Origin of the sequence: Bacillus vallismortis (genome assembly GCF_004116955.1) — a bacterium.
Classification (GTDB): Bacteria; Bacillota; Bacilli; order Bacillales; family Bacillaceae; genus Bacillus; species Bacillus vallismortis.
In genome coordinates this window covers 4,187,984-4,209,120 of record NZ_CP026362.1, presented here as the reverse complement: position 1 = coordinate 4,209,120, position 21,137 = coordinate 4,187,984, and the positions used below count along the sequence as shown (strand labels likewise).

Here is a 21,137-nt window from a genome sequence, read left to right as displayed (position 1 = left end):
TTCGAATGTACTTCCTTTTTCATGATATGCCTTTTTTTGCTCTCCTTACCGGTTTCCACAAAATCATGCTAAAGACCTGCTATCCAACAGGGATTTTCATCCTTAGTTATGTTACATCATGGAAAATTTTCGATGAATAGGGAATTCGATTGGTTTTTTGATGTCTATTTTTTGTGAGCAGTGCTTTTTTACACTTTATTTACCGAAACACGACAAATGGATCAGGCGTAAAGATGCATAAAAAGGGAGCTGCTAATGAACAGCTCCACTCCTCTTACTTTTCAGTATGGCGTTTCTTCAACACATCAAGCACATCATCCAGCGGCAGAGCTTGTTCTCTGAGCAAGACAAGCAGGTGATACAGCAAGTCTGCCGCTTCCCATTTGAGTTCCTCGCGGTCTCGGTTTTTCGCGGCAATGATCACCTCGGATGCTTCTTCACCGACTTTTTTCAGAATTTTATCGACACCTTCACGGAAAAGATAAGTGGTGTATGCTCCCTCAGGCATTTCCGCTTGCCGCTCCGCGATCACGCGTTCCAGTTCGTTCATGATGTCAAATCGTCCCGCAGCCTGTTCTTCTGATTGTTCCTTTGTAAAACAGCTGTAGCTGCCTGTGTGGCATGCCGGGCCGGATGGCTCTACGAGTACGATCAATGCGTCTTGGTCGCAGTCATATCGGATGCCCTTAACGGCTTGCGTGTTGCCTGAGGTTTCTCCTTTATGCCATAACTCTTGGCGCGAACGGCTGTAAAACCATGTTTCTTTCGTTTCCAGCGTTTTTTCGTACGATTCCTTGTTCATATAGGCAAGGGTCAGCACTTCTTTACTTGCCGCATCTTGCACGATGGCGGGAATTAATCCATCCTCGTTAAAACGCAGTTCATCTGCCTGTTTCATCTCACATTCACCCCGTGCTCTTTTAAGTATGATTTCACTTCTTTAATCGATGTTTCTTTATAATGAAAAATAGAAGCGGCCAGCGCGGCGTCGGCTTCTCCTTTTGTAAAAGCCTCAAGCATATGCTGTCCGTTCCCCGCTCCGCCCGAGGCGATAACAGGTACGGGGACAGCTTCAGAAACAAGCCTTGTCAGCCTGTGGTCAAAGCCTTTTTTTTCACCGTCGGAGTCCATGCTTGTCAGCAATATTTCTCCTGCTCCGCGTTTGACGCCTTCTGTTGCCCATGCGGTGACTTCCCAGTCTGTTTTCTTTCTGCCGCCGTGCGTGTAGACCTTATATGTGCCGGATTCTTGGTCATACTTGGCATCGATGGCAAGAACGATGCATTGTGAACCGAAAAACTCGGCTCCTTCTGTAATCAGCTCAGGCCGGAGAACAGCTGCTGTGTTCACAGAAACTTTATCCGCGCCGGCACGCAGAATCGTTTTCATATCGCTGAGCTGGTTGATGCCGCCGCCGACTGTAAACGGGATCGCAAGCTTCGCGGCAACCTGCTCCACAACGTCAACCATCGTTTTGCGCCCTTCATGCGAGGCGGAGATATCAAGAAAAACGAGTTCATCCGCCCCTTCCTGGCCGTACACTTCCGCCAGCTCAACTGGGTCACCGGCATCCTTTAATTCGAGAAATTGAATTCCTTTGACAACGCGTCCTTCTTTGACATCAAGACATGGAATAATCCGTTTTGTGATCATTTGCGCTTCATCCTTTCAAACGCCTCGCTGAGTGTAAACTGATTGGTATACAGCGCTTTTCCGATGATCGCTCCAGAGACGCCGTCCTCCTGGTAGCGGGCGAGGGCTTCGAGATCCTCGACGGAGCTGACGCCGCCGGAAGCAATCACCGATTTCCCCGTTTCCTTCGCAAGCTCGACCGTGCTTTCAATATTGGGGCCTGACAGCATCCCGTCTGTCGCGATGTCAGTAAAAATAAAGACCTCCGCTCCTTCATTGGCAAGCTCTTTGCCGAGTTCAGCTGCTTTAAGGGTTGATGTTTCCAGCCATCCTTCAGTTGAAACAAAACCGTTTCTCGCATCCAGGCCGATTGCGATGTTTCCGCCATATTGTTTCAGCATTTTTTTGACAAACGGAGGGTTAGAAACAGCTGAGCTTCCCAGGATCACTCGATCGACTCCTGCCGATAAATATTCATAGACGTCATTTTCAGATCGAATTCCGCCGCCGATTTCGACTTTCAGGTTCAGCTTTTGCGCAATCTCAATCACATGGCGGTCATTCACTCTTTTCCCTTCTTTGGCTCCGTCGAGATCAACGAGGTGGATCCATTCGGCACCCTCACTCGCAAATAACGCGGCCATATCGTACGGTGAATCGCCGTAAATGGTTTCCTTATTATAATCTCCTTGGACGAGACGGACACATTTGCCGTTTCTCATATCAATTGCCGGATATAATGTAAAAGTACTCATTTTTTCACCTTCATTTCTGCTGCCATTTTCGTGAATTGGGTTAGGATGGACATTCCGACTGTGCTGCTTTTTTCCGGATGAAATTGGGCGCCGAAGACATTTCCTTTTCCGACGACAGCGGGCACTCGCACACCATAATCAGCGCTTGCCAGAAGCGCGTCCCCCTCCATCCCCTCGATGTAATACGAATGCACGAAATAAGCATAGCCTTCTTCTGTTTCGGCCAGCAGCGGAGATTCGTTATGAAAAGAAAGGCGATTCCAGCCCATATGCGGAACCTTCAGTTTGTTTCTTTCCTTATCTTCTGTTTTCAGTCTGACTGCTTTTCCTTTTAACAGCCCAAGGCCTGACGCGCTCCCGTTTTCTTCGCTTTGGTCAAATAAAAGCTGCATGCCGAGGCAGATCCCGAGAAGCAGTCTTCCCTCTGAAACCATATCGTGAATCAATTGATCGAGCTTCGCGTTGCGCAAATTGACCATCGCGTCTCCGAATGAACCGACTCCGGGCAAAATGAAGGCATCGGCTTCTTTCAGCTCCTTCGGCTTTTCAGAAACAAAGTACGGCACGCCGACACGCTCAAGCGCCTTTGAGACACTGTATAAATTGCCCATTCCGTAATCTATCACGCCGATCATTTACAGCATCCCTTTCGTTGATGGTATCCCTTTAACACGCGGATCGATCGTAGTCGCTTCATCAAGCGCACGCCCCAGCGCTTTAAAAACAGCTTCAATTATGTGGTGGGTGTTTGTGCCGTAATGAACGATGACGTGCAGGTTCATCCGCGCTTCAAGCGCCAGCTTCCACAAAAATTCATGTACAAGCTCCGTATCAAAGGTCCCGACTTTAGCCGCAGGGAAGTTCGCGCGCATTTCCAAGTGCGGTCGATTGCTTAGATCTATGACGACTTGGGCAAGCGCCTCATCCATTGGCACAAACGCTGATCCATAGCGCTTGATTCCTTTTTTATCGCCCAAGGCTTCGAGCAGCGCCTGCCCTAAACAGATGCCGATATCTTCAGTCGTGTGGTGATCATCTATATCAACATCGCCTTTTGCGTGAATGGAGAGATCGAATTGTCCGTGTTTCGTGAATAAATCCAGCATATGCGTCATAAACGGCACGTCTGTTTTGATATCCGCTTGCCCCTCGCCGTCTAATGCAAATGCCAGCTCAATATCTGTTTCGTTTGTTTTTCTGGCGCGTTGTGCTTTTCTCATTTTGAATTCCTCCGTTCTCTCGCTTCAATTGATCTGGCATGGGCTTCTAACCCTTCAAGTCTGGCAAAAGCCGCAATGCTTTCGGCATGTTCTTCAAAAGCCGTTTGGCTGTAAGAAATGATGCTCGATTTCTTTTGAAAATCCGTTACGCTTAATGGACTTGAAAATCTGGCTGTTCCGTTTGTCGGAAGCACATGATTCGGTCCGGCAAAATAATCGCCGACAGGCTCAGGGCTGTATCTGCCTAAGAAGATCGCTCCCGCATGTTTGATTCTGCCGAGCAACGCTTCGGGAGACTGGGTGAGGATTTCTAAATGCTCCGGTGCGAGCGTATTGACCGTGTCAATCGCTTCACCCATTGTTTCCGCTACATAGATACAACCGTAATCACTTATTGAGGCTTCCGCGATTTCTCTTCGCGGCAACGTTTTCAGCTGCTCGCTTACCTCGGCTGAAACCGCCTCGGCCAACGCTAGGGAATCTGTGACACACACACATGAACTAAGCTTATCGTGTTCCGCCTGTGACAGCAGGTCGGCCGCGATTTCGCCCGGAATCGCAGTATCATCAGCCAGCACGACGATTTCACTCGGTCCGGCAATCATATCAATATCGACATCACCGAACACCTCTCGTTTGGCAAGCGCGACATAAATATTTCCCGGACCTGTAATTTTATCCACCGGCGCAATGGTTTCGGTTCCGTACGCCAGCGCCGCAATCGCCTGAGCGCCGCCCATTTTGTAAATGTCTTTTATGCCTAGCTCGGAAGCGGCAACTAAAACCCCGGGAGACAGCTTCCCGTCTTTTCCCGGAGGCGTTACAAGGACGATTCTTTCCACACCTGCTGTCAGCGCCGGGATGACATTCATCAAAACAGATGATGGATATGCCGCCGTCCCCCCCGGCACATATACGCCGGCGGAATCAAGCGCCGTTACTTTCTGCCCCAGCATTGAGCCGTCTTTTCTGTGATAAAACCATGAGGATTGCAGCTGTCTTTCGTGATAGTCCCTTATATTTTCAATTGCCTGCCTCATCACCTGAAGCAGCTGTGAATCCAGCAAGGTATACGCTTCTTCAATTTCTTCTTTCGTGACTAGCGGGCTGTCTAGTTCGATGCCGTCAAATCTCGCCGTATATGTGCGGACCGCCTGATCACCGTTTGCTTTGACAGCTTCAATAATGGTTCGGACCGCTTTTCTTTGCTCTTCCGTTCCGGCATCTATGGACCGTTTGAGAGAAAGCCGGTCTGCGCCGCTGATGGTTTTGATCTTCATTTTGCCGTTTCTCCTTCCACAACGAGAGATAAGCGGGAGGCCATTTCGTCAATCACATCGTCTTTCATCCGGTAGCTTACCGGGTTGACGATAAAGCGGGACGTAATATCACAAATGTGCTCCGTTTCAACAAGTCCGTTTTCCTTTAGCGTCTGTCCGGTGGAAACGATGTCCACAATGCGGTCTGCAAGCCCGATGAGCGGAGCCAGCTCAATTGAACCGTTGAGCTTGATGATTTCGACTTGTTCTCCCTGCTCTCTAAAATAACCGGAAGCTACATTCGGATACTTTGTCGCGATTCTTGGGGCTACGCCGCTCCAGTCTGTATTCGGAAGTCCGGCGACTGCCAAGTGGCATTTGCTGATCTTCAAATCGAGCACCTCATACACATCGCGCTCCTCCTCCAGCATGACATCCTTGCCCGCAATTCCGACGTCAGCCACACCATGCTCCACATATGTGGTTACGTCCATCGGCTTAGCCAATATAAAACGGAGATTTTCCTCCGGCACATCGATGATCAGTTTTCTCGAATCTTCAAACTCCTCTGGGAGCTTATAGCCCGCCTGCCGAAGCAGCACTGCCGCTTCTTCAAATATCCGGCCCTTTGGCATCGCCATTGTGAGTAACTTACCCATTTTGCTCTTCCTTTCTGGCACCGATAAAATAGGTGACGTTCGCAAAAGATTTTGTCATCTGATCGATATTTTCGATTCCCGATAAATCCTGAAGCACCACTTTATTCCCTTTCATGCGTTCTTCATTCGCATAAGCGATGGCTTGCACCCGCTGCTCTTTGCTGAAAATAACAGCGTTGATTTCACAAGCTTCTTCTTTCATATGAAGCGCTTCAATCAGCCGGTCGATCCGAAGTCCGAAGCCTGTCGCCGGCGCGGGTGAATCAAAATAGCCTAAGAGCTTGTTATAACGGCCGCCGCTTCCAATGACAAAGCCGACATTTTCCGCGTACACTTCAAATAGAATTCCCGTGTAATAGCTCATATGGCTGACCATATTCAGATCCAGACGGACATTTTCCGTACATCCATAATCCTCAAGTATGTCCCACAGCGCTTTGAGTTCATCAATCACGCTTGTTCCTTGCGCAGAATCAACGAGGTTCTCAGCACGTCCGCATACTTCTATGCCGCCCCGCAATTCAAGCAGCTCAAGCAGCCTGCTTTTATCAATGGAGGAAAGCGGGAGAGATTTGACATGTTCTCTGTAGCCAACGTAGTTCTTCTCATATAAAAACCTCCGCAGCACATCAGCGCGTTCAACGTTTCCGAGCACCTCAACAAACAAGGCATCCGCTATACCGGCGTGGCCGATAGCAATTTTAAAGGAAGACAGCCCGGCGCTTTTTAATGCACCGACGGCTAAGGCAATGACCTCCGCATCCGCGCTTGTCGTCCCGTCACCGATTAATTCCACTCCGACCTGCTCGAACTCGGCGGGACGTCCGCCTTCCCGTTCCTGAGCCCTGAATACATTTGCCGCATAACCGACTCTGAGCGGATGATCGTGTTTTAGAAGCTTAGATCCCGCCACCCTAGCAATCGGCCCTGTCATATCAGGGCGAAGCACCAATGTCTTGCCGTCCTGGTCAAGAAGCTTAAACAGCTGCTGTTCTTCAATCGCTGACTGCACGCCAACGGTATCGTAAAATTCCAATGTCGGTGTTTCCATAAACCGGTATCCCCATTTATCAATCAAATCGGTTAACGATTGTCTCACCTTTTTTTTCGTCTCGTATAAACCCGGCAGTGTATCTCTCATACCGTGCGGTTTTTCAAACATAAACATCAACCCAAGCACCTCCGTTGTCATCGTTTGAAGGAAAATTCCGAATCCTTTAGTTCGCTAATATGATAATATGTTAGCAGATGAAAGAATGAAAATCAATGCTTAACTTTTTTGCTCAGATGTCCTCCTCCTCATTATGAAAAAAACATGAACAAATCATTAAAGGTGTGTCATATCTTAAATTCTTTATGTTTGGCATGCTATAATACAAATCAAATAGAGAACAAGGAGATACAGATGAAAACACTGCGAACTCTATGTGTCCTGATCATTCTATCAGGCGTTATTTTTTTCGGACTCAAAATATATGCAAAAGATATAGATATCCCTTTTTTCAATAGCATTAAAAGAGAAGCTGAAGAAGGCTCGGAAACAGCTGCAAATAGCGAAAACGAGCTGCAAGGAAGCGCGGAACCGCTGAATGTCGTGCTTTACAATCAAATGGACGCCCCTCGGCTCTATAATGGTTGTGAAGTAACAAGCCTTGCGATGGTGCTGAATTACGCGGGATATGACGTGACAAAAAACACATTGGCAAACCAGATTGCCACAGTGCCTTTGACATATAGCAGCGGATTAAAAGGGGATCCGAATGACGGATTTGTCGGGGATATGGCGAATGGCCCCGGTCTCGGTGTCTACCACGGACCGATCTATCAATTAGCAAAAACCTATGCCGGAGACAAAGTGTCTGACCTGACTGGAAAAAGCATTTCTGCAGTCTATCAACAACTGGAGAAGGGCAATCCTGTTTGGGTCATTACGACCGCCAGCTTGGCGCCAGTTGACAACATGCAGACATGGAAAACACCAAATGGAACAATTGATATCACGTTCAGTGTCCACAGTGTCGCCGTTACGGGCTATGATGAAAAATATGTCTATCTCAATGATCCGTATGGCTATAAAAACAGAAAAACGGACAGAACCAGTTTTGAAAACGCGTGGGAACAAATGGGCAGCCAGGCCATCGTTATCCAAAAGTAAACAGCTGAACACCCCACTATGCTCTACCCTGAGCAAACACGACAATATTCATGCTTTTTGTTTCAATCGGTAATATCGATTCATTTTCCATTTAATATCCAAAAATATCTTTACTTTCAGGCTGTCTGTTTTTATGATTAAAGCAGATTCAGCCTTGCCCCGATCTATGTGAGAGAAGCCGGTGCAAGACGCTGAGGCTTCTCTTACAAAATTTATTGATATCCGGGGAGGATTTTATCATTGAAAAAAATCGTGTCTATCCTATTTATGTTCAGTTTGGTTATCGGTTTCAGCCAGTTTCAGTCATCAACTGCTTTTGCAGCTGACAAAGTGGTTCATGAAACAATTATTGTGCCAAAAAATACAACATATGACGGGAAGGGACAGCGGTTTGTAGCAGGGAAAGAATTAGGTGACGGAAGCCAGTCCGAAAACCAAAAACCTGTTTTTCGTGTGGAGGATGGAGCAACTCTGAAAAATGTGGTGCTCGGCGCACCTGCTGCTGATGGCGTGCACACTTATGGAAACGTTAACATTCAGAATGTAAAGTGGGAAGATGTGGGCGAGGATGCGTTAACGGTGAAGAAAGAAGGAAAAGTGACCATCGATGGCGGCTCCGCCCAAAAAGCGTCGGATAAGATTTTCCAAATCAATAAAGCCAGCACATTTACAGTGAAAAACTTCACGGCGGACAATGGCGGTAAATTCATTAGACAGCTTGGCGGTTCAACCTTCCACGTTGATGTGATCATTGACAAGTGCACCATCACGAATATGAAAGAAGCGATCTTCCGGACAGACAGCAAAACAAGCACGGTCAGAATGACAAATACACGCTACTCCAATGTCGGCCAGAAATGGATTGGCGTTCAGCATATTTATGAAAATAACAATACTCCATTTTAATATAAAAAAAGGCCCGCTAATGTTTATTCAGCGGACCTTTTCATTCTTTCTTTCATTTCTTCCTTCGTATAGATGATCCGCATCGGGTTTCCTCCGACAAACGCGCCGGCAGGCACATCTTTATGGACAAGCGTTCCGGCGGAAACCACTGCGCCATCGCCTATTTCCACCCCGGGCAAAATGGTCGTGTTGGCGCCGATCATCACTTCGTCTCCGATCAGGACTTTGCCGATCCGGTATTCTTGAATCAAATACTCATGGGCCAAAATGGTCGTATTGTACCCGATGATTGAATTTGTTCCGACTATGATCTTTTCCGGAAACATAATATCCGGCATCACCATCAAGGCAAACGATGTCTGCTTCCCAATCTCCATCCGCAGAAACGTACGGTACAGCCAGTTTTTCATCCCTATAAACGGTGTATATCTCGCCATTTGAATGACAATGAAATTTTTGACAACCTTTAAAAAAGGGACCGTTTGATAGACATGCCATAGTGAGTTAGCTCCTGAGACCGGATGACGATCTGTTTTTCTCACAGATTACTTCACTCCAACGATTTGTAATAGATCACTCATTTTGTCAAGCATATAATCAGGCTCATGCTTCGCAAGCATTTCCGGCCCTTTAATCGTCCATGCCACTCCAGCCGTTTTTGTTCCGGCGTTTTTTCCTGCCAGCACATCATGGTAATTATCACCGACCATCATAGCTTCCGCCGGCTCGCTTCCAAGCTGTTTGAGCGCTAACAGAACCGGCTCGGGATCAGGCTTTGCATGTGTCACATCATCGAGGGTGACGACCGTTTCAAAGAACTCGCCGATGCCCGTCAGCTTGAGGCCCATATTGACAGTATCCCTTAATTTTGTTGTTACAATCCCTAAGTTAAACCCGGCTTTTTTCAATGCATCTAAGGTTTCATACACGGTTTCATATTCAGTCACAAGTGAATCGTGCATGTCGTGATTGTATGCTCTGTACATGGCGATCATATCATCGCATTGATCAGCGTCCATCGAGGAGAATGTGTCATAAAGAGACGGCCCGATAAACGCGAGTACGTCTTCTCGTTTATACTTGCTCGGATAATAATGCTCCAGTGTATGCAAAAAGGACGCGATAATTAATTCGTTCGTATTAATAAGGGTTCCGTCTAAATCAAACAGAATCGTCGTTACTTGTTTGTCACTCATATTGCTTCCTTTCCAACCGCTGAGGGTTTCCACTTTTTCCATGTGTGCGCAATAGCCATTGTCAAGAGCACCGCGGTGGTGACACGTATCAGAAGAAGAGGCCAGACCGGTATGCCGAGCGGAATAAAGACGAGTGTATCTTCCACGACCGCGTGGCAAGCAACGAGAAAAATAAATGCCAATGTCATATCCCGCCTGCTCACGCCGTCATCCTCAACAGCTTTGATCATGACACCCGCTCCGTAGGCCAAACCGATCGTCAGTCCTGCCACCATCGTCATGGACGTATTTTTATTCATGCCAAGCAGCTGCGTAAACGGAGACAGCCATCTGGAAAAACGGTGCAGCCAGCCTAAATCTCTTAAAAGCTGAATGATGATCATCAGCGGGATCACAATGGCCGCCAGCTGCAAAACACCGAGCCCGGCTTTCATTAAAGCCTCGGCAAGCATTGCCAGCCAGCCGTCAGGAGCCGCGCTCTTCGCGGTGATAAAACCGTACTGCGCGGTTTCCTGTCCGCCATGCCAAATCAGGTTAATGACGATCGCTGAGACAGCGGCCAAACCGATGCGCACCGCCAATATGACGCCAATTCTGATGCCAACCTTTGCGGCCACTGTCGATTCGATAATCAAGTTATGGCAGAATGACAGCATCACAGCTAAAATAAAAACTTCCTTCACAGATAAATCCAATGTCAAAATCCCGGCAATGCCGGCATACAGATTCAGCATATTCCCCAGCACAAGCGGAATGGCTGCTTCTCCAGAAAGCCCGAACAGGCCCATAACCGGTGTGATCAGCCGTACCAGCCAATCCATGACAGGCGTATGCTGAAGCAATGTAACCAATAGTGTTACCGGGAAAATGACTTTGCCGAGTGTCCATGTTGTTTGAAGACCTGCCGCCAGACCGGCCAGAAAGATCTTCTTCATCCCTCATCCCCCTTTATTGACGTCTACTCCGTGTACCGCTCCTTCGAATAACCCTTGGCGCGTCTGAAGATGATGGCCGCCACAGCCAAAACAATCAATACGATTGAAATCACCTGAGCGATGCGAAGTGCCTCAGTCAGCATTAAGCTGTCAGTCCGCATTCCTTCAATAAAGTATCTTCCGATTGAATACCAGATGATATAGATCAAGAACATCTCGCCTCTGCGCAAATTTGCTTTGCGCAGGAGCAGCAAAACAACGACGCCGACAAAGCTCCATAGTGATTCATATAAGAAAGTAGGGTGATAGTATTGTCCGTTAATATACATCTGATTGATGATAAAGTCAGGCAGATGCAGGCTTTCTAAAAAGGCTCGGCTGACTGCCTCGCCGTGTGCCTCCTGATTCATGAAGTTTCCCCAGCGGCCGATCGCCTGGCCGAGTAAAATGCTCGGTGCGGCAATGTCCGCAAGCTTCCAGAACGAAAGGTTTTTCACCCTCGAAAACACATAACCTGTTAAAATCGCCCCGATTAATCCGCCATGAATGGCAATGCCGCCCTTCCAAATCTTAATGATTTCTCCCGGATGTGCCGCATAATAATCCCATTCAAATGCAACGTAATAAATTCGGGCGCAAATAATCGCAATCGGAATGGCAAACAGGACAAGATCAATAAACGTATCTTTTTGCAGCCCCAGTTTCTCACTTTCTCTCATCGCGATCCAAAGTCCAAGCAAAGCACCGAGACCGATAATAATTCCGTACCAATGGACGGCTAACGGCCCCAGCTGAAAAGCTATCGGATTGAGCGGTTCTATCGCTTCATTCATTTAACGCCAACTCCTATTCGTCTTGTTCACCGTCTTCTATGACGTCCGCCAGCTTAGTCGTAAATTGCTCGGCGGCATTCAGGCCCATCCGCTTCAATCTGAAGTTCATCGCTGCCACTTCGATAATGACTGCGAGATTTCGGCCCGGACGGACGGGAATCGTCAGTTTTGTCACTTCCGTATCAATGATTTTCATCGTTTCTTCCTCAAGTCCGAGACGGTCGTATTGCTTGCCCTGCTCCCAGAGTTCAAGATTCATGACAATCGTGATTCGTTTATTGCTTCTGACTGCGCCGGCACCAAACAGCGTCATCACGTTGATAATGCCTAGCCCCCTGATTTCCAGAAGATGTTCAATTAATTCCGGAGCGTTTCCGACAAGGGTATCCTGGTCCTCCTGTCGGATTTCAACGCAATCATCCGCAACGAGGCGGTGTCCTCTTTTCACAAGCTCCAGCGCGGTCTCACTTTTCCCGACACCGCTTTTCCCTGTGATCAGCACGCCGACGCCGTATATGTCAACAAGAACGCCATGAATCGCCGTGGTAGGCGCGAGACGGCTCTCAAGAAAGTTGGTTAACCGGCTTGACAGCCTTGTTGTTTTCAGCGGCGATCTGAGGACAGGCACACCGTTTTTCTCAGAAGCGTCAATCAGCTCCTGCGGAATGGGCATATCTCTAGAAAGAATAATAGCTGGTGTTACATCCGTGCACAGAGATTCCATTCGCTGCTTTTTATCCTCTTCCGGCAGCTGCTCAAAGAAAGAAAGCTCTGTTTTTCCGAGAAGCTGCACGCGTTCTCTCGGGTAATATGTAAAATATCCGGCAATTTCAATGCCTGGTCTTGATAAATCACTCATGGTAATCGGGCGGTTAACCCCTTCTTCTCCGCTGATTAATTCCAAATTGAACTGTTCCATTACGTCTTTTGTGCGAACTTTTGCCACGATATGTTCCTCCTGTTCCGGGCTGACCCGAGCTTGCTCACAATACTTTCATTTTATCACTTTCGGGCTTGAACCTAAAACAGATTTTATAAAAGACGGGAAAACACCTCAGCTGGTCTAGATCACTAGTCTGAAAAGGAGTAAAATAAATGTATTCATATACCAGAAAGGCGGATCACCTATGGCAGAAAGTCTTCTTATCAAAGACATCGCGATCGTGACAGAAAACAAAGGAATCAAAAAAGGCTATGTCGGAATCACTGACGGAAAGATCAGCACAGTCACTAGTGAACGGCCTAAAGAGACCTATGCAAAAGAGATTCAAGCACCGGCAGATTCCGTTTTGCTTCCCGGGATGATTGACATCCATATTCACGGCGGCTATGGCGCAGATACAATGGATGCAAGCTTTTCTGCCCTCGACACCATGTCGTCAAGGCTGCCCGAAGAAGGCACGACGAGCTTTTTAGCAACAACCATTACCCAGGAACATGGGCATATTTCTCAAGCTTTGGTGAATGCAAGAGAGTGGAAAGCGGCTGAAGAGGCCTCTTTATTAGGTGCGGAACTGCTCGGCATTCATTTGGAGGGCCCTTTTGTTTCACCTAAAAGAGCCGGAGCGCAGCCAAAGGAATGGATTAGGCCTTCAGATGTTGCACTTTTCAAAAAGTGGCAGCAGGAGGCAGGCGGGCTGATTCACATTGTCACACTTGCACCTGAGGAAGATCGGCATTTTGAACTGATCCGCTATTTGAAAGACGAATCGATTATCGCGTCGATGGGGCACACAGATGCCGACTCCGCATTATTGTCAGAGGCCGCGAAAGCAGGCGCGAGCCATATGACCCACCTCTACAACGCGATGAGCCCCTTTCATCACCGAGAGCCCAGCGTAATCGGAACGGCGCTAGCCCATGATGGGTTTGTGACAGAGCTTATTGCCGACGGCATCCATTCCCATCCTTTAGCGGCAAAGCTTGCTTTTTTGGCAAAAGGCAGCAGCAAGCTCATTTTAATTACTGATTCTATGAGGGCAAAAGGCCTGAAAGATGGTGTGTACGAGTTCGGCGGCCAAAGTGTGACGGTGAGAGGAAAAACAGCTCTTCTTTCAGACGGAACACTTGCCGGTTCAATTCTCAAAATGAACGAAGGCGCACGGCATATGCGTGAGTTTACAAATTGTTCTTGGACGGATATAGCTAATATAACTTCTGCAAACGCGGCCAAACAGCTGGGCATCTTTGACCGTAAAGGCAGTGTGACAGAGGGAAAAGATGCGGATCTTGTCATTGTCAACAGTGATTGCGAGGTGATTCTCACCATTTGCCGCGGAAACATTGCATTTATATCCAAGGAGGCTGACCAGATATGAAAGTAATGGAATGTCAAACATATGAAGAGCTAAGCCAAACCGCAGCAAGAATAGTCGGTGACACGATCAAGAAAAATTCTGGCGCCGTTCTCGGCTTAGCAACAGGCGGCACACCTGAAGGCACGTATCGCGAGCTGATCCGCCTGCACCAAACTGAGAACCTCTCATTTCAAAACGTCACCACGGTTAATTTGGATGAATACGCCGGACTTTCAAGCGATGATCCGAACAGCTATCACTACTATATGAATCATCGTTTTTTTCAGCATATTGACAGCCAGCCAAGCCGGCATTTTATTCCGAATGGACATGCAGTCGATCTGGAATCCGAATGCAGACGGTACGAACAATTAGTGAAATCCCTCGGCGGCACTGACATTCAGCTTCTCGGCATCGGCCGAAACGGACATATCGGCTTTAACGAACCGGGAACGCCTTTCCAGTCACGCACACACATTGTGACATTAAATGAACAAACTAGGCAGGCGAATGCAAGATATTTTTCTTCAATAGACAGTGTGCCGACAAAAGCGCTCACAATGGGCATCCAGACGATTCTCACAAGCAAACGCATCCTGCTGCTTGTTTCCGGCAAAAGCAAGGCAGAAGCTGCGAAAAAGCTGTTAGAAGGAGACATAAGTGAAGATTTCCCCGCATCTGCTTTGCGCCTGCATTCCGATGTAACGGTTTTGATTGATCGTGAAGCAGCAGCATTAAGACCTTGAAAGGAACATGCTGATTTATGAATATCGATAAACAATCCCCTATTCCGATTTATTATCAGATTATGGAGCAATTAAAAGCCCAAATAAAGAGTGGAGAGCTTCAGCCGGATATGTCTCTTCCCTCCGAGCGTGAATATGCCGAACAATTCGGAATCAGCCGGATGACGGTTCGCCAAGCGCTTTCTAATTTAGTCAATGAAGGCTTTCTCTACCGCCTAAAAGGCCGAGGCACCTTTGTCAGCAAGCCAAAAATGGAACAAACACTCCAAGGGCTGACAAGCTTTACCGAGGATATGAAAAGCCGCGGGATGAAACCTGGCAGCAGGCTCATTGACTATCGGCTTATTGAATCAACGGAGGAGCTCGCCGCTGTATTAGGCTGCGGGCACCCCTCCTCCATCCATAAAATCACTCGGGTGCGGCTGGCAAATGATATTCCGATGGCGATCGAAGCCTCGCATATTCCGTTTAAGCTTGCGGGTGAGTTAAATGAATCGCATTTTCATTCGTCGATTTACGAGCATATTGAAAGGTACAACAGCATACCGATTTCCCGCGCAAAACAGGAGCTTGAGCCAAGTGCCGCAACGTCGGAAGAAGCAAGCATTCTCGGCATTCAAACGGGAGCGCCTGTCCTGTTAATCAAACGAACAACGTATTTACAGAACGGAATTGCTTTTGAACATGCCAAATCTGTATACAGAGGCGACCGTTATACATTTGTCCACTACATGGATCGGCTTTCATGAAAAAAATCTCCAACCCTTTTTAAGGATTGGAGACATGGCGAAAATCAAACTGGTCTGGCGCGGGATGATACGTCTCTTTTTTCGTCTTGAACTTCCAGATCGGTGATTTCGTTTTGCCGTTAAAACTGTCTTCCACAATGGTGTACCAATAATAAACAGAGTCCGGCTCAAGGTGATCCCAGCGGAACTCAGCGATATCCCCGCTTTTCACCTGCTTCCGTTTTCCAAGCTCTTCATTGGTATACACATTACATTCAAAATAATCGGTTTCCACCTTTTTGATCCTCGGCTTCAAATCAAGCGAAAGGGAAAACTCGTCCTTGCTGCCATAGGTATCCGTATCATAGTAGTTTAAGTTTTTATCATGTAAATACGGAGAGTACGTCGATACATGCACCATATCATTCGCCTGGTCAAATTGCAGCAAACGCAAATATCCTTGTCCGCCTTCAGGCCCGCCCTGATAATCAGCCAGCATTTGATGCACGAGGCGATCCGGTTTTCCATCACCATCATCATCCAACTCATCAGTTTTTCTCATCGCACTATGATAATGTCCGCTTAACACCATCACCACATTCGGATTCGGTTTAACCACTTTCTTGAATATTTTCTCTCCAATCGGGCTTCTGTTTCCGCTGACCAGCAAATACTCATGAAAAGCTAAAACAGCCATCCGGTCAGGGTGCTTCCTCAACACCTGATTCATCCATGCGATGTCTTCATCGGTAATGCCCCACCCCATATACAGCATGATATAATCATTGCCGTTGCTTGAAACCAGGTCGTAATGGCCGCGGTTATTTTTATAAGAACCTCCATAATGCCATTTTTTATCAAAACGATCACTGCCAAAGTATTGGCCAAACGCCCTGTAGGAGCCGTCCTTATGCCCGACATCGTGGTTTCCTGCCAGCACGCCGTATGGAATCCCGTTCTTATCGAGAACGGACATTGACCGATCAGCGTTTTTCCACTGTCTGATATCGGCGGAATCATCTACAATGTCACCCGTGTGAAACACATATTTGACATTGAGCCGCTTTTGATTGTTTTTGATCCATGCGGTTTGTTTATCAAAAATATGCGGATAGCTTTCGGCGTAATACTGTGTATCGGACATCCAGACAAATGTGTACATATCCTTCGCTGGAGGAATTTCATCCTGTACAATCACATTCATCTTCGACTGCCGTACAAAATCGGAGGCGATCACAGACGCCTTCAGCATAAACGGTTTGTCATCCTTGGCAACGAAGCTGTCAATCGGCTGCCACTCGTTTGTCCGATAATTCCAAGCATACATCGTCACCTTTCTTCCCGACAAAGAACTCCCCTTCCAAACCGCTTCCGCCAAGTCATTCTCATCAACTGACGAATCAACCGTCACTTCAAAGCGATGATAAGGGAACAGCTCCTTCTTTTCTGTCGAAACTGTTTTTCCGTCAGCAGCAGATACCCGCTCCAATTCTTGATTCGTAAACGGGGTCTCACTTTTCGGCACAAAACGTTTCGGCGGTTCAGTCACTGACGCGTGCTTGAATATGTTCACATTGTTTCGTGCTGTATATTGAAACCCTCTATAAAAAGCGACATTCATGTCGTCATTCGTCGGGTCCTTCACCCGCACAGAAAGCTTTGCCCCATGCGTGCCGGCTTCGCTGTCTATGACCTCCGGCTGGTCCGGATGCTCACGTTCTGTTTTAAACGTCCGCTCAATGACCGTTTGATTGCCCGCGAGGTCCATCGCTGTCACTTTTAGCGAATGTTTTCCCGGCGATAGTTCAGAAGATGACGTATGGTATGGGAGTGTAATGCTTTCACCATCTAAAAACGCCTCCGCCTCCTCAATTTTGCTCCATTTATCATACATATCAGCCTGCAGAATGAGATTTCCTTTGTACGTTTGTCCTTCGTTCATATTCGGCTCAATGTGCGGCCCTGAATTGTCCACCCGCACAACCAAGCTGACATTTTCCTTCCCGTCGCTTGCTTGAATATGGTGAACGCCTTCAGAAAGCTTTGATGTATCCCACTCCAGCAGCTGTGACGTAAACAGTCCGTCAGGCAGATTGAATTGAAATTGCCAGCTTTTATTCGAGCGCTGATTATCTCCAATAAAGAGTTCCTTCTCGGGAGAAACCCTCTGATCCCTGATCACCGTTCCATCCGATAACACCAATCTGGCGTTTTTGACTAAGAAATCATCACGGTTTTCAGCCGTATCAAACGGCGATACCTTAGAACCTGATCGAATCGTAATATGCTGGAGCTGCTTCCCCTTACGAAGCAGCGTTTCTGGCAACGGAACAGAATAGGTCCGGTATTTATTTGTCGTATCATCAAACACCTTTAACACTTTGCCTTCCATCGTTACCGCATTTTTAAAATAAAGATTCGTTTTTCTTGTATCAAACGCAAAATACACTTCTTTTTCCATAGCGGGCTCTGTCACTTGTTTTTTTCCGTCAATCCACAGCTTGATGCTGTCAGTGCCCCCGTCTGTCGTCACTTTAAGAAATTGGGTTCCCGACAGCGTGTCTCTGTTTTCAATGTTCATCCGCAAACCGTGCGATTTGCTTGTTTGTTTAATATCAATCATTTTGACCGGCGTTTTCGCTTCATTGACCCCGTCCCCTGCCGCAACGTAATACTCGAGCTGATCTTTCCCGATCAGTTCAGGCGAATACACGATATAATGGTAAAGATTGTCGTTGCGGTCTTTTTCAGCAAAAATGCGCTTAAACGGTTTGTTTTCGTCTGTCCGATAGTAAAAGGCCGCGGTTTTCACAAGACTGTAGTCCCGAATGTCTGCCCGCAGCTCAATGCTTTCAGCAGGACGGACAGGCTTGCGGTCAGTCAAATCCTCTATCACCGGCTTTTCTTTATCAAGCTTGATTTTTCGTTTCTGCTCAGGCACCTGCGCCTGTAATACGGTTCCTGGAGACGGATTCTTTTCCCCGGTAGAAATATTGAGAAGTTCTGCGGTTCCGTTCAGCGGATATTTGTACAGCACAGACGAGAGCCGGCGAAACGCATGTTTTCGATAATGCGCAACCGAAATATCTTTTCCTGTATTCGTTGATATCACAACTGCCCGCGGCCTCGTATTAGCCATGCCCTCTGTCTCCTCTATCACCGCCAAATTTTTCCCTTCTGTTAATTGTGTCTCGTAATATCGATTGAAATCTTCCGCCGTCAATTCCGGATGCCCGGCAGGCTTCAGCCAAACCACAAACGTGTCGCCGGGTGGAATCGTGATCCTTTCTTCCGGCCTCCAAATCAGATCGGATTCTGGCCCTTCTTTCGGATAGCGGTAACGGATATGATAGTCTTTAAAATCAATCGTTCTGTCAGTCGTATTATACAACTCAATAAATTCATAACCGTCTGCGTGTCCTATGTTCTTCGTATCAACAGCAAGCTCTGTGATCAGAAGCTCCGGAATATGGGAAAGAGCCGCTTGATATCCTTCCAGCTTCAGTTTTTTCGTCTCCGACTCGGCCCGCTGCTTCCCATTTGAAACCACAATGTAATACTCAAGCTCGCTGTTCCAAATCAATCGTTTCGGAATTTGTGCCATAAACTTTCGGATCGCTCCGGGTGTCGGGTCCATCGGCACCATTTTGTAGCCCAGCTCATTACTTTGTTTATAAAACAGAAAGGCAGAAAATGCTTGATACTCATTGTCACGTACTTGAGCCTCAATCATCAGATTGCTTTTCATTTCAGCTTTTACATCAATGTGAGGAGGATTTTCAAGCAAGGGGATGTAATGAGGCGTTTGGAATGGTTCCTGTTTTGTAATAGGGAAAGCTTTCGGTTCATAGTGACCGCCGTACAAAACTGAAAGAAAAGACAAGAATAAAGAAGCGATAACAGTGTATTTCCTCATCGAAGCACCTCCCTTTTCACGTATTTTGCGTCTGAACAGGGCAGCTTATGAGTTCATTTTTGTACAAAAAGAAGAAAAAAGCGTCTGCCTCTTGAAAATCCCACTATTCCCCAGTAAAATAAGAATAGTTAACCAGTTAACAATTAAATCGGAGAGGCACAATAATGACCAACAGCATTCATGAGGAATTATTTCAAGCGATACAACAATTCGCATTAAAAAGGGATAAACGCGTCTTGCAAAAGGTGCAGATTCCGTCCCGGGATATGTCCTCAGAACATCTCGAACATCTCAAAAAAGACTGGACATTGACCCAACTGCACATTGTTTCCTGCATACATACCAGCCAAAATGTGAATAACAGCTTTCTGGCATCACGCTTACACATCTCAAAAGCAGCGGTTTCAAAAGCGGTGCAAGCTTTGTTGAAACACAAGATCATCACAGTGGCAAAAAAGCCCGGCAATAAAAAAGAAATTTTTTATACGTTAACTGAAAGCGGCAGAGAGCTGGCAGCATTACATGAACAGCTGCACGAAAAAGCTATGGAGAAATACGAGCAGCTCTTCAATGAATTTTCAATTGATGATTTAAAAACAGTGACTGCGTTTTTTAACTTATGGGTAAAACATATGTAAAAAAAGCCTCGCCCGCATGGGAGAGACCTTTGATTTTTATTAACACCTGTCAAACGTAATATGAAGTGAAACGGGTCCGCGTGTATACAGGCCGGATTCAGCATATTGAAAACCTTCTTCTAACCTAATATTCCGCATCTTATCCAGCACAATATTGGCTACAATCTCGATTTCGGTTTTGGCAAAAGCTGCTCCTACACAGTTATGGATGCCGGATCCGAAAGCGAGATGCCGGGCGGCGCCGCTAAAAGCGCTCTTGATGCCGAGATCTTCCCGATGAATGTTAAACACGTCGGGACATTCAAACGCTTCAGGGTCTCGGTTAGCCGCTCCGATCATACAAAACACAATCGTATCTTTTTTGATTTCCATACCGCCGACCACCGTATCTTGGGACAGCTGCCGCGGAATCAGCTGAACCGGCGGTTTATAACGCAGCGTCTCGGCAATAGCTCTTGGCACTAACGTACGGTCAGCCAAAACATCATTCATCTGCTCGGGATTGTTGAGCAAATGATAGATCATCAGCGCCAGCGTCTTATCCGCCGGTTCCGTTGCGGCTAACAGCACATTGAGAATCAGCGCCAGTATATCCTTGTCCGACATCGCCATGCCTTCATATTCAGAGGTACAGAGGATTGAAATTAAATCTGACCCCGGATTGACGCGGCGATCCTCGATGACAGGCATCAAGTATTGTGAAAGCTGTTCGCTGCACCATAAAGAATGCGCCCGAGCTTCAGGATCCTGAGAGATACTCGTAATAAAATCGGCAACTCCGCTGTGCCACTCAGCGATTTTTTCATGATCTCTTTTATCCAGCCCGAGCATGTCCATCGTGACACACACCGCAAACGTTTTCCCAAAATCATTGACGAGATCGATTCTGCCTTTTTCAAGATAAGGAGCTAACAAGTTTTCTGCATTTTGTTTAATCAATGGAGACAGATGGTCCAAAGCGTCCCCGATAAAGCTTCTCACTACAATTCTTCTTTTGGCGGAGTGTTCTTTCCCGTGCATTTGGGCGAGCACAGGACCGCGCATAACCGGTTCAGCACGCTTAACAAGAGATTTTGTCGTAAAGATATCCGGATGCTGAAGGATATAGCGGACATCGTGATAGCGGCTGATAAAATAGCTGTCTATCGACTCTTCATAATGAACAGGGTCTTCCTCCCGCAGCTGTGAAAAATAGGCATATGGATTTTCTTGAAATTGGTCAGAAAGCACACTAAATAATTTAATCGATTGACTCATCTTTA

21 protein-coding genes are annotated in these 21,137 nt (G+C 47.0%); 6 read left to right on the top strand and 15 right to left on the bottom strand.

Translation table 11 applies throughout. The annotated features are described in order from the left end of the window. Window positions 1-274: 274 nt before the first annotated feature. Genes hisIE through BV11031_RS22145 form a run of 8 tightly spaced genes read right to left on the bottom strand, consistent with a single transcriptional unit; the run spans window position 275 to window position 6,693 of the window. On the bottom strand, window positions 275-898 hold the full coding sequence (hisIE, locus tag BV11031_RS22180; RefSeq protein WP_010328717.1) for a bifunctional phosphoribosyl-AMP cyclohydrolase/phosphoribosyl-ATP diphosphatase HisIE: 624 nt from the start codon (window positions 896-898) through the stop codon (window positions 275-277). Beyond that, window positions 895-1,653: an imidazole glycerol phosphate synthase subunit HisF gene (gene hisF, locus BV11031_RS22175; protein ID WP_010328718.1), complete on the bottom strand. Its 759-nt coding sequence runs from the start codon at window positions 1,651-1,653 to the stop codon at window positions 895-897. The genes hisIE and hisF overlap by 4 nt, the downstream gene beginning before the upstream one ends. Continuing rightward, window positions 1,650-2,387 carry a 1-(5-phosphoribosyl)-5-[(5-phosphoribosylamino)methylideneamino]imidazole-4-carboxamide isomerase gene (hisA, locus tag BV11031_RS22170; protein ID WP_010328719.1) on the bottom strand — a complete coding sequence of 246 codons (738 nt, stop codon included), beginning with the start codon at window positions 2,385-2,387 and terminating at the stop codon, window positions 1,650-1,652. Before hisA ends, hisF begins: the two co-directional genes overlap by 4 nt. Then, window positions 2,384-3,022: an imidazole glycerol phosphate synthase subunit HisH gene (gene hisH, locus BV11031_RS22165; RefSeq protein ID WP_010328720.1), complete on the bottom strand. Its 639-nt coding sequence runs from the start codon at window positions 3,020-3,022 to the stop codon at window positions 2,384-2,386. The genes hisA and hisH overlap by 4 nt, the downstream gene beginning before the upstream one ends. Next, on the bottom strand, window positions 3,023-3,607 hold the full coding sequence (gene hisB / locus BV11031_RS22160) for an imidazoleglycerol-phosphate dehydratase HisB (protein WP_010328721.1): 585 nt from the start codon (window positions 3,605-3,607) through the stop codon (window positions 3,023-3,025). Beyond that, window positions 3,604-4,887 carry a histidinol dehydrogenase gene (hisD, locus tag BV11031_RS22155; RefSeq protein ID WP_010328722.1) on the bottom strand — a complete coding sequence of 428 codons (1,284 nt, stop codon included), beginning with the start codon at window positions 4,885-4,887 and terminating at the stop codon, window positions 3,604-3,606. The genes hisB and hisD overlap by 4 nt, the downstream gene beginning before the upstream one ends. Next, window positions 4,884-5,525 (bottom strand): ATP phosphoribosyltransferase, encoded by a 642-nt coding sequence (gene hisG, locus BV11031_RS22150; protein ID WP_010328723.1) that lies wholly within the window; start codon window positions 5,523-5,525, stop codon window positions 4,884-4,886. The genes hisD and hisG overlap by 4 nt, the downstream gene beginning before the upstream one ends. Continuing rightward, complete coding sequence (locus tag BV11031_RS22145) at window positions 5,518-6,693, bottom strand: ATP phosphoribosyltransferase regulatory subunit (RefSeq protein ID WP_010328724.1); 1,176 nt, start codon at window positions 6,691-6,693, stop codon at window positions 5,518-5,520. Before BV11031_RS22145 ends, hisG begins: the two co-directional genes overlap by 8 nt. A gap of 237 nt (window positions 6,694-6,930) precedes the next feature. On the opposite strand from BV11031_RS22145, the gene BV11031_RS22140 reads away from it, so the two are divergent. Then, window positions 6,931-7,680 carry a C39 family peptidase gene (locus tag BV11031_RS22140; RefSeq protein ID WP_010328725.1) on the top strand — a complete coding sequence of 250 codons (750 nt, stop codon included), beginning with the start codon at window positions 6,931-6,933 and terminating at the stop codon, window positions 7,678-7,680. 240 nt (window positions 7,681-7,920) lie between these two features. Then, entirely contained in the window at window positions 7,921-8,586 is a 666-nt protein-coding gene (pelC, locus tag BV11031_RS22135; RefSeq protein WP_010328726.1) for a pectate/pectin lyase PelC, read from the top strand. A 23-nt stretch (window positions 8,587-8,609) separates the two neighbouring features. On the opposite strand, the gene BV11031_RS22130 is transcribed toward pelC, so the two are convergent. From BV11031_RS22130 to hprK, 5 genes are read right to left on the bottom strand one after another with little or no spacing between them, the layout of a single operon-like run. Then, on the bottom strand, window positions 8,610-9,128 hold the full coding sequence (locus BV11031_RS22130; protein ID WP_010328727.1) for an acyltransferase: 519 nt from the start codon (window positions 9,126-9,128) through the stop codon (window positions 8,610-8,612). A 3-nt stretch (window positions 9,129-9,131) separates the two neighbouring features. Then, window positions 9,132-9,782, bottom strand: coding sequence for a pyrophosphatase PpaX (gene ppaX / locus BV11031_RS22125; RefSeq protein WP_010328728.1), 651 nt, complete (start codon window positions 9,780-9,782; stop codon window positions 9,132-9,134). Further along, window positions 9,779-10,717, bottom strand: coding sequence for a nucleoside recognition domain-containing protein (locus tag BV11031_RS22120; RefSeq protein WP_010328729.1), 939 nt, complete (start codon window positions 10,715-10,717; stop codon window positions 9,779-9,781). Before BV11031_RS22120 ends, ppaX begins: the two co-directional genes overlap by 4 nt. A gap of 23 nt (window positions 10,718-10,740) precedes the next feature. Next, window positions 10,741-11,550, bottom strand: coding sequence for a prolipoprotein diacylglyceryl transferase (lgt, locus tag BV11031_RS22115; RefSeq protein WP_010328730.1), 810 nt, complete (start codon window positions 11,548-11,550; stop codon window positions 10,741-10,743). Between the two features lie 13 nt (window positions 11,551-11,563). Then, entirely contained in the window at window positions 11,564-12,496 is a 933-nt protein-coding gene (hprK, locus tag BV11031_RS22110) for an HPr(Ser) kinase/phosphatase (protein WP_010328731.1), read from the bottom strand. Between the two features lie 181 nt (window positions 12,497-12,677). Here hprK and nagA point away from each other — a divergent pair, with 181 nt between their 5' ends. The 3 genes from nagA to BV11031_RS22095 are packed head-to-tail and all read left to right on the top strand — an operon-like array spanning window position 12,678 to window position 15,342. Next, window positions 12,678-13,868: an N-acetylglucosamine-6-phosphate deacetylase gene (nagA, locus tag BV11031_RS22105; protein WP_010328732.1), complete on the top strand. Its 1,191-nt coding sequence runs from the start codon at window positions 12,678-12,680 to the stop codon at window positions 13,866-13,868. Further along, the gene (nagB, locus tag BV11031_RS22100) at window positions 13,865-14,593 is read left to right on the top strand and encodes a glucosamine-6-phosphate deaminase (RefSeq protein WP_010328733.1); all 729 of its coding nucleotides are present in this window, start codon (window positions 13,865-13,867) and stop codon (window positions 14,591-14,593) included. Before nagA ends, nagB begins: the two co-directional genes overlap by 4 nt. Window positions 14,594-14,610: 17 nt before the next feature. After that, complete coding sequence (locus tag BV11031_RS22095; RefSeq protein ID WP_010328734.1) at window positions 14,611-15,342, top strand: GntR family transcriptional regulator; 732 nt, start codon at window positions 14,611-14,613, stop codon at window positions 15,340-15,342. A 19-nt stretch (window positions 15,343-15,361) separates the two neighbouring features. Here BV11031_RS22095 and BV11031_RS22090 read toward each other — a convergent pair whose 3' ends face one another. Continuing rightward, complete coding sequence (locus tag BV11031_RS22090; protein WP_010328735.1) at window positions 15,362-19,237, bottom strand: lamin tail domain-containing metallophosphoesterase family protein; 3,876 nt, start codon at window positions 19,235-19,237, stop codon at window positions 15,362-15,364. A 164-nt stretch (window positions 19,238-19,401) separates the two neighbouring features. Between BV11031_RS22090 and BV11031_RS22085 the strand changes: the two genes are divergently transcribed. Continuing rightward, window positions 19,402-19,875, top strand: coding sequence for a MarR family transcriptional regulator (locus BV11031_RS22085; RefSeq protein WP_010328736.1), 474 nt, complete (start codon window positions 19,402-19,404; stop codon window positions 19,873-19,875). A gap of 39 nt (window positions 19,876-19,914) precedes the next feature. Here the strand turns inward: BV11031_RS22085 and cypX are convergent, their stop codons facing one another. Continuing rightward, window positions 19,915-21,132 (bottom strand): pulcherriminic acid synthase, encoded by a 1,218-nt coding sequence (cypX, locus tag BV11031_RS22080; RefSeq protein ID WP_010328737.1) that lies wholly within the window; start codon window positions 21,130-21,132, stop codon window positions 19,915-19,917. Window positions 21,133-21,137: the final 5 nt, after the last annotated feature.